8 protein-coding genes are annotated in these 7,762 nt (G+C 44.3%); 3 read left to right on the forward strand and 5 right to left on the reverse strand.

The window, feature by feature from the left end; all coding sequences use genetic code 11:
- Nucleotides 1-136 precede the first annotated feature (136 nt).
- Both ACLFWI_RS22590 and ACLFWI_RS22595 read right to left on the reverse strand, forming a co-directional pair.
- Nucleotides 137-517 carry a response regulator gene (locus ACLFWI_RS22590; RefSeq protein WP_446414792.1) on the reverse strand — a complete coding sequence of 127 codons (381 nt, stop codon included), beginning with the start codon at nt 515-517 and terminating at the stop codon, nt 137-139.
- A 35-nt stretch (nt 518-552) separates the two neighbouring features.
- Nucleotides 553-828, reverse strand: a complete 276-nt coding sequence (locus tag ACLFWI_RS22595) for a DUF7219 family protein (RefSeq protein WP_446414793.1) — start codon at nt 826-828, stop codon at nt 553-555.
- A gap of 254 nt (nt 829-1,082) precedes the next feature.
- On the opposite strand from ACLFWI_RS22595, the gene ACLFWI_RS22600 reads away from it, so the two are divergent.
- Nucleotides 1,083-1,868 (forward strand): endonuclease/exonuclease/phosphatase family protein, encoded by a 786-nt coding sequence (locus ACLFWI_RS22600; RefSeq protein WP_446414794.1) that lies wholly within the window; start codon nt 1,083-1,085, stop codon nt 1,866-1,868.
- 46 nt (nt 1,869-1,914) lie between these two features.
- Here ACLFWI_RS22600 and ACLFWI_RS22605 read toward each other — a convergent pair whose 3' ends face one another.
- From ACLFWI_RS22605 to ACLFWI_RS22615, 3 genes are all read right to left on the reverse strand, one after another.
- Entirely contained in the window at nt 1,915-3,507 is a 1,593-nt protein-coding gene (locus ACLFWI_RS22605) for a hypothetical protein (RefSeq protein ID WP_446414795.1), read from the reverse strand.
- A gap of 260 nt (nt 3,508-3,767) precedes the next feature.
- On the reverse strand, nt 3,768-4,169 hold the full coding sequence (locus tag ACLFWI_RS22610) for a hypothetical protein (protein WP_446414796.1): 402 nt from the start codon (nt 4,167-4,169) through the stop codon (nt 3,768-3,770).
- A gap of 351 nt (nt 4,170-4,520) precedes the next feature.
- Entirely contained in the window at nt 4,521-5,663 is a 1,143-nt protein-coding gene (locus ACLFWI_RS22615; protein WP_446410947.1) for a hypothetical protein, read from the reverse strand.
- Between the two features lie 258 nt (nt 5,664-5,921).
- Between ACLFWI_RS22615 and ACLFWI_RS22620 the strand changes: the two genes are divergently transcribed.
- Entirely contained in the window at nt 5,922-6,383 is a 462-nt protein-coding gene (locus ACLFWI_RS22620; RefSeq protein WP_446414798.1) for a Mov34/MPN/PAD-1 family protein, read from the forward strand.
- A gap of 137 nt (nt 6,384-6,520) precedes the next feature.
- Nucleotides 6,521-7,693: a molybdopterin-synthase adenylyltransferase MoeB gene (gene moeB, locus ACLFWI_RS22625; protein ID WP_446414797.1), complete on the forward strand. Its 1,173-nt coding sequence runs from the start codon at nt 6,521-6,523 to the stop codon at nt 7,691-7,693.
- The last annotated feature ends 69 nt before the right edge of the window (nt 7,694-7,762 follow it).

Below are 7,762 nucleotides of genomic sequence, written 5' to 3' on the forward strand. Positions count from 1 at the left end.
AAAACCCGCCCTCCTCACCACTAACGGAACAACAAAATTATCCCTATCCGCCAATAAATAAGCAACAAAACCCGCCCTTATTCGTAATTATAAATTGCTGTTATCGGCAATAAATATAGACAAAAAAAATTATCGTTTATTGATAAAAGTTAAGATGATTAGTGATTACCTTTAAGAGTTCATCGGTTGTAAAAGGTTTGGCGAGATAACCATTTGCCCCAAACTGCTGCCCTCGGTTCCTAACAGTTTGGCTTTTTTCGGCTGAAATAAAGATAAAGGGTATAGTCCTAGTCCTTGAATCTTGACGTAAAGCTTTGAGAACTTCATACCCATCTAACTTTGGCATCCGAATATCGCACAAAATCAAATCAGGGACAAACTCTTTGGCTAAGAGTAAGCCCCTGCCAGAATCCCCAGTGCCAATTGCCTGATACCCTTTTTCCTGTAAGACATTAAGGATAATGTCCCGCAAAATTTCTTCATCTTCAATGACTAAAATTGCAGCATCGTGTTTCACAGTTTCTCTCAAACTACCGTCTTATACAAAAACTATCAGTTTTTTGGGGGGGTAGCTTGACCAATGCCCAAGGATTCCTTACTATGTTTCAACTGCTTCCAGAGTGACTGTACTTGCTGATAAGCTTGTTCAGAGGAAATCTTGCCTCCAGTTTCTAGGGCAGAAATATAGGACACTTGCTGGGCAAACTCTTGCAAGTTGGCATTAAAGGCTAGATCCTCTGGCGTAAACTTGCCGTAATAGCGGCATCTAGGGTAAAGAAAGTTTTGTTTACTGACCTGTGCGGAATCGGATGATGTGGACTTTGCCATATCTTACCTCCTGTCTCATAATCTCTTACTTTCCATTATATTAACAAACATTTAATCTTACCTTAACTATAAGTTAACTAAATGTTATATAATGTTTCGATTTGAGTTGTGAACAGAGGCAATAGGTAATAGGCAATAGGCAATAGGCAATAGGTAATAGGGAATAGGCAATAGGGAATAGAGACCAGGGAACAAATTATGTAGCTTGCTTCTCGCTTCCTTGAGTATTACGAATGACTAAGGACGAATCACCTATGAACATTAGAATCATAACGTTCAATATCCGTTACGATAAGCCTGATCCAGATAACCAAGATTGGAGAATTCGGCGTGATCCGATCGCGGCGCTGATCCAGGAGTATAATCCGGATATTATTGGCACACAGGAAGGCAAAGCCCACCAGCTACTTGACTTACATCGCCGTCTCCCTAATTATCAAAGTATTGGGGGCGATCGCACGGGGACAGGGACAGGGGAACATTGTGCGATTTTCTATAACCAAAATCGTCTCATCAGCCTAGATAGTGGCGATTTTTTCTTAAGCGATACGCCTAATATTGCTGGGAGTATCAGTCCTAAGTGGGGAAATCCTGTACCGCGAATGGCAAGCTGGGCAGTCTTTGGTGTAGCGCAGGATACTAAAACGATCACCTGTTTTAATACCCATCTGGATTATACCAGTGCCAAGGCACGGGAACTGGGGGCAACGCTGATCCGCGATCGCATGATTCACTGCAATCCTGACACGACCTATCTCTTCCTTACAGGTGATTTTAACGCTGAACCCGATAGCTTGCCACGGGAAATCTTATCTGATTTATCAGCTAATCCGATTACTCTCCATGATGCATTGGCGGGTGTTGAATTAAACAAACAGCAGAGTATTCATGGGTTTACAGGTGAGGCGTTTGCGGCTGTTGATACGATTTATTACGATAGTCGCCTGAGACGAGAAACGGTGACGGTTGATGATCGGAAATGGCAAGGGATTTTTCCCTCTGATCATTTCCCGGTTATCGCTAATTTTGTGGATGATTAGATGTAGGGGTTTGGTTTCCAAACCCCCACCCGGTAGAGTAACATTTCTACAAACGTGCCATCTCATCCAAAGGATTGGGACGAGGATTGAAGGGGCGATTTTGGGGGACGACGGTGAAATAAGGATTGAGGAACTCTTCCTCCACCCAACCTGAATAATAATTCAGCTTAGTAGTCGTTTCTGTTAATTCCAATACTTCCAGATCACCCCGCAAGGCATTCATATTGGCAGGATTTTCCCCTGTCCATTGATCCTGATCAGATACAATTCCCAGAGGTCCACCACCAAAGAAATTTAGGGCGACTTGATCAAAACCGCGCACAAAGCGATCACCATTCCAATGCCATTCGTGTCCCGCCCAGTATAGAGGCGGTTGCCAGGAACGAGGTTGCCATGATGACCCATATTTCTCAGACCAAGAACTCGTCCCCTCGTTTAAAGTGACGGTAAAGCCATCCTCATACCGAACTTCATACCGCCCTTTTTGGGTTTGGTAGTCCAACGGAGACCACCATAACACCTCTACCGTGTCTCCCACCTGATCTGGGTCAAGAGTAACCGCTGGAGTTTCCGCTAATAAACGGCGGTAAATCGGCAATCCCTGACTCGGCAGTTTCGCCTTTGCTGCAAATCGCCAACAAGACCAATTTCCAGGATTATCTGCCCCTTGCCAACGAACCTGGCAAACCCCGTTTCCAGTTCCAAGCCAGAGGCGATCGCTTTCTAAGTACAGTTGATCAGGAATTGCCCCAATAATCGGACTATTGCGGACGGTGTAGGAGGTAATTGTTCCCGATTTGAGACTAGGGGGAGAAGGACGATAGGCGACTAATCCCATTCCAGATAAATAGGGATTCCCTTCACCACTGATTTGAGTTCCCAGCCAAAAGACGGGATTGCTGGGATCTCCGGCGATGACAAAATCAGTAATTTGTTGCCCTTGAATTTCTTCAGGTTGAATCACCACCAACTCATTCATATCAGGATTGTAACCAACCATCGTGGCAATACCACTAAATCCTTCCCCTTGTTCCGATGCGACTGACCAAAATAGGCGATCCGCATAACTGAGGGCGGAGGTAATTCGAGGAACTCCCAAGGAAAATCCGACTTCAGCCTGCCTTACCTGGTCTAAGGTATAGAGGGGGTGACGTTGGGGTTGTTCGCTATTGGGAGTAATCAGTTCAAAGACAACCGTTTCGGGTTCAATTCCTTGCGCTTCATTTCCAAAGGGATTCGGTTCGAGAATGACGCGATATTGATAAGCTTTTCCGTTAAGTTCAATAGTTTGATAGGGGGGGTTCTGGAGATTTTCTGAGAATTGTTCAGGATTATTAGCTGTCTGGAATTCATTGGCTAACGTTCCCGGTTCTACTGTCCAGGTGCGATCAAATCGGCAAAATACAATATTATACTGCTGCGTCTGGAAGGTAATCGTATCATCATCTGTAATAATATCGCGAATGTGATAGTCAAATTGCTGATACAGTCCCTCATCATTAGCAGACGCGATCGGTACGGGTTCAGTTTGGCTAGGGCAATTAGCAGGATTACTGATGGCTTGAGAGGAAATGTTCACCGGGGTGGTGCAACTCTGGAGTAATCCGATAATCGCCAAAATAGGTAAGATAGGTTTCATATAAAAAGCACCAGAACTATTATCCTTACTTAAAGACGAATTTTAGGAGTTAGCGTTCCTTTTTGTCATTGGTCATTCGTCATTAGTCATTCGTCATTGGTCATTGGTCATTTGTCTTCCTCGCGAAGTTTCAATCAAACTACGTCACGAGACAGGAAATGGGCAACCTATTTGTAGGGTGCGTTAGCGAAGCGTAACGCACCTTTACCCTACTTAGTCTTAATCGCTACTTAGTTCAATTTGCCCCGATAAAAGCCATTTCATTTATAATTCCGGAGAAAATTGCCCCACTCCACCGCCAGAGGAATTTCGGTAAACGGAACCTGAACTGTGGATTCTGGGAGGAGAAACTCTAGTGCGATCGCGCGACCTTTTTTGGGTGGATTCTCTAAGCTAACATTTTGCCCATCAACGACCAGTTTAATGCTTTGGACATCATTTAGAGAAAACGTTTCTAAATCCACTGGACCCGAACGAGTCGGTTTTCCCCAGGTCAGATTTTTTTCCTTTTGTCCCAGTACCGCATAAATATCATATTTTGCTCGTTCAAATTGTTCTGCCCATACACGATACGCCTCAACTTTTTGGTATTCATTCCAACCTGACCAGGCTAACCAAATAAAGACAGCGAGTAAGGGTAACCAAAGTAAACCACGTTCCATTTTATTTTTGTTCTATAATTTACAAACTCTGTCACTTGATCGGGGCGGGTTTAGTCGCATTTGGATGAAGCCATAGATGATAATAGTGAAACCCGCCCCTACATTATCTACTAAGGTTTAGTCGCATTTGGATGAAGCCATAGATGATAATAGTGAAACCCGCCCCTACATTATCTACTAAGGTTTAGTCGCATTTGGATAAAGCCATAGGTGATAATAGTGAAACCCGCCCCTACATTATCCACTAAGCTGTTATGCATTTAAATTGGGTATTACTAGCTAGCAATATGCTTACAATACGACAAGGATTGCGCCATTATTGACATTAAAGTTTATATGCCGAGCAGCTTACTACACTAAGTCTAACTCTTTTAATGCTTGTTCTAACGCGGCTGTTTCAAAGTTGAGCGTCAGCGCCCCATGAAAATTGGGTTTTACGGTAATGTCATCTATCGTATAAACATTGACAAAGCCAAATTGTCTCGCTTTAATCTTACTCTTGCGCGGAATCACATCCACATATTTTTTCAGATAACCTTTACTCACATTGACCGCCACATCAATCCGATGATAGTTCCCGACATTGACAAAGCCAAACATCTTGACATCGACTTGTGATTCTTCTTCATTTAGTTTTTCTTGTAATATAAATGCCCCTGTTTCCACCAATTCTTCCAGTTGATCTAGATCTGCCAAATTTTTCTTATAGACTGCCAATAACTGGGCAATTGTGCCATCGTCCTGATTTTCAAGGATGAGTTCGAGATTCACGCCCAATTTTTCTTCTTTTACCGTTCCCTTCAGGAACGCGATCGCGTGATTCTTAAGTTCTGTTTTGGCTGGATTATCACCTTGAACCGCTCGATGTTTTTGGTTCCCGTTATCCAGTAAGTTGAATTTTACAAAAAGCTGATCAATTCCCAAAATTTGCTTTTGAATCGCCAACACCAGCATGGAGCGGAGGTTATACCGTAATTCTCCAATCGGATCAACTAACCACCAAATTTTGCGAATGGGCGAAGACTTCGGTAAATGTTTGCCGCGATGCCAGCGATATTTTAATTTTTGATAAGGCAGATAGCGGTCTAAAACTGCCATCTGCCAGTAGGGGATTTGAATCAACAGTTTGCCAGATTCAAACGCTAATTGATAGCGCAGATGGGATTCGACTTGAATCTCAACGTCATAAAGATGAAATAGACTGGTACGCTGACCCAATAACCCAATATGAAAATCTCGGAGAAAATAGACAACGGCATCAATTTGTTGTAAAATTTGTTTTTTGATGGGGGTGAGCGGCAAATCATTACCGAGTTTCAAGGAAATTTGGTAAGCTCTCTCAAGAGGGCGTACCTGGCTAGGAGGAATCTGCCTCCGGTTCAATGAATCACTAACTGCCGGATTTTGATGCCGTAAAGCCTCGGTCGTATAGCTTGTAAACTGTTCGAGGAAAGCCGTATAAGCTGGATTGTTTGGTGGGAGTGCTTTTGCCATAATCGAAATAGATTAAAAAGTATTATAAATCAGGATTGCCTGATTTTAGTTTAGCGTAAATTATGCTTATTCGAGGTAAGTTGGGGTGCAAGTTATACACAATTCTTATTAATCTCTGTCCCTATTGCATCCCTTAAGAGCAAGGATTTTGTTGTTCCGTTCAAATTAAATCAAGCTGTGTTTACTTGGAAATCTATGGAAAACCCAGAGCATTTCCCCAACTATTTACTCAAAATTAGGGTTGATCAGGTTCAGAGGATGAAAACTCACGCCGAAAGCACATACCCAGAAGAATGCTGTGGTTTGTTATTAGGTCAAATTAAGGGGGAGGTAAAAACGCTGGTAGAAGTCTCACCCACAGAAAACGCTTGGGATACTCAGGCGGCGGAAGCCTTTCAAGGGGTAAAGGGTTCACCGCGTCAGTCAGGGACGAAACGGAATCAGTTTAGCATTGCCCCAGAGGTGATGTTGAAGGTTCAGAAGCTCTCACGCGATCGCGAATTAGATATCATTGGGATCTATCACTCTCATCCTGACCATCCAGCCATTCCCTCAGAATTTGATCGGGCGATCGCATGGCAGCGTTATTCGTATATTATAATTTCCGTTCAACAGGGTATAGCTTCTGACCTGAGAAGCTGGACTCTCGATCCCCATCACCAGTTTCAACCTGAAGATATGATCACGGTAGAGGAACCGGGGAACGGGGGAGCAATGTAGAGACGTAGCATGCTACGTCTGGGAGCTGGGGAAGCAGAGGCGCAGAGGTGCAGGGGAGCAAACAAAGGATAAATCACCAATGCCCAATCCCCAATACCCAATCCCCAATCGCGAATCGCTAACCATACCAAATTGCCATGTTAAATCCCAATCTGGAAGAAATCCAGCTAACCAAAGAAGAATACGAACGATATTCTCGACACCTAATTCTGCCGGAAGTTGGACTAGAGGGACAAAAACGCCTCAAAGCGGCGAGTGTTCTCTGTATCGGTACCGGAGGACTCGGTTCACCCCTCTTACTGTACTTAGCCGCCGCCGGTATCGGACGTATCGGAATCGTCGATTTTGATATCGTCGATAGTTCCAACCTCCAACGTCAGGTAATTCACGGGACATCCTGGGTAGGGAAACCGAAAATTCAGTCCGCCAAAACCCGGATTCTAGAAATTAACCCCTATTGTCAAGTTGATCTCTACGAAACCCGCCTGACATCCGAGAATGCGCTGGATATCGTCAAACCCTACGATATTGTTGTCGATGGAACCGATAACTTTCCCACCCGTTACCTCGTCAATGACGCCTGTGTGATCCTGGGTAAACCTAATGTCTACGGTTCCATCTTGCGGTTTGAAGGACAAGCCAGCGTCTTTAACTACGAAGATGGACCTAATTACCGCGACTTGTTCCCCGAACCCCCACCACCGGGAATGGTTCCTTCCTGTGCCGAAGGTGGCGTTTTGGGTATTTTGCCCGGAATTATTGGACTCATCCAAGCCACGGAAGCCGTTAAAATTATCCTTGGTAAGGGGACAACCCTCAGCGGACGGTTGTTACTGTACAACGCCCTGGAAATGAAATTCCGGGAACTGAAACTGCGACCGAATCCAGTACGCCCCGTTATCGAAAAATTAGTAGACTACGAACAATTCTGTGGTATTACCCAAGCCAAAGAACAGGAGGCGCAACGGTTAATGGCAATTCAAGAGATGACTGTTCAAGAACTCAAGCAATTGTTGGATAGTGGAACCAAGGATTTTGTCCTCGTTGATGTCCGCAATCCCAATGAATACGAGATTGCTAAAATTCCCGGTGCTGTTTTAGTCCCATTACCGGATATTGAACAGGGTTCAGGTGTCGAAAAAGTTAAGCAACTCCTGAATGGTCACCGCTTAATTGCCCATTGTAAGATGGGAGGACGTTCGGCTAAAGCCTTGGGTATTCTCAAAGAATCCGGAATTGAAGGGATCAATGTCAAAGGAGGCATTACCGCTTGGAGTCGGGAAATTGACCCATCAGTACCGGAGTATTAAACATTAGTGTCAACTTAAGCTGAAAGGCAAGGGGAGCGGGGGGAGCTGGGGGAGCTGGGGGAGCTGGGG

Origin of the sequence: Coleofasciculus sp. (assembly GCF_046539235.1) — a bacterium.
Taxonomy (GTDB): Bacteria; Cyanobacteriota; Cyanobacteriia; order Cyanobacteriales; family Coleofasciculaceae; genus Coleofasciculus.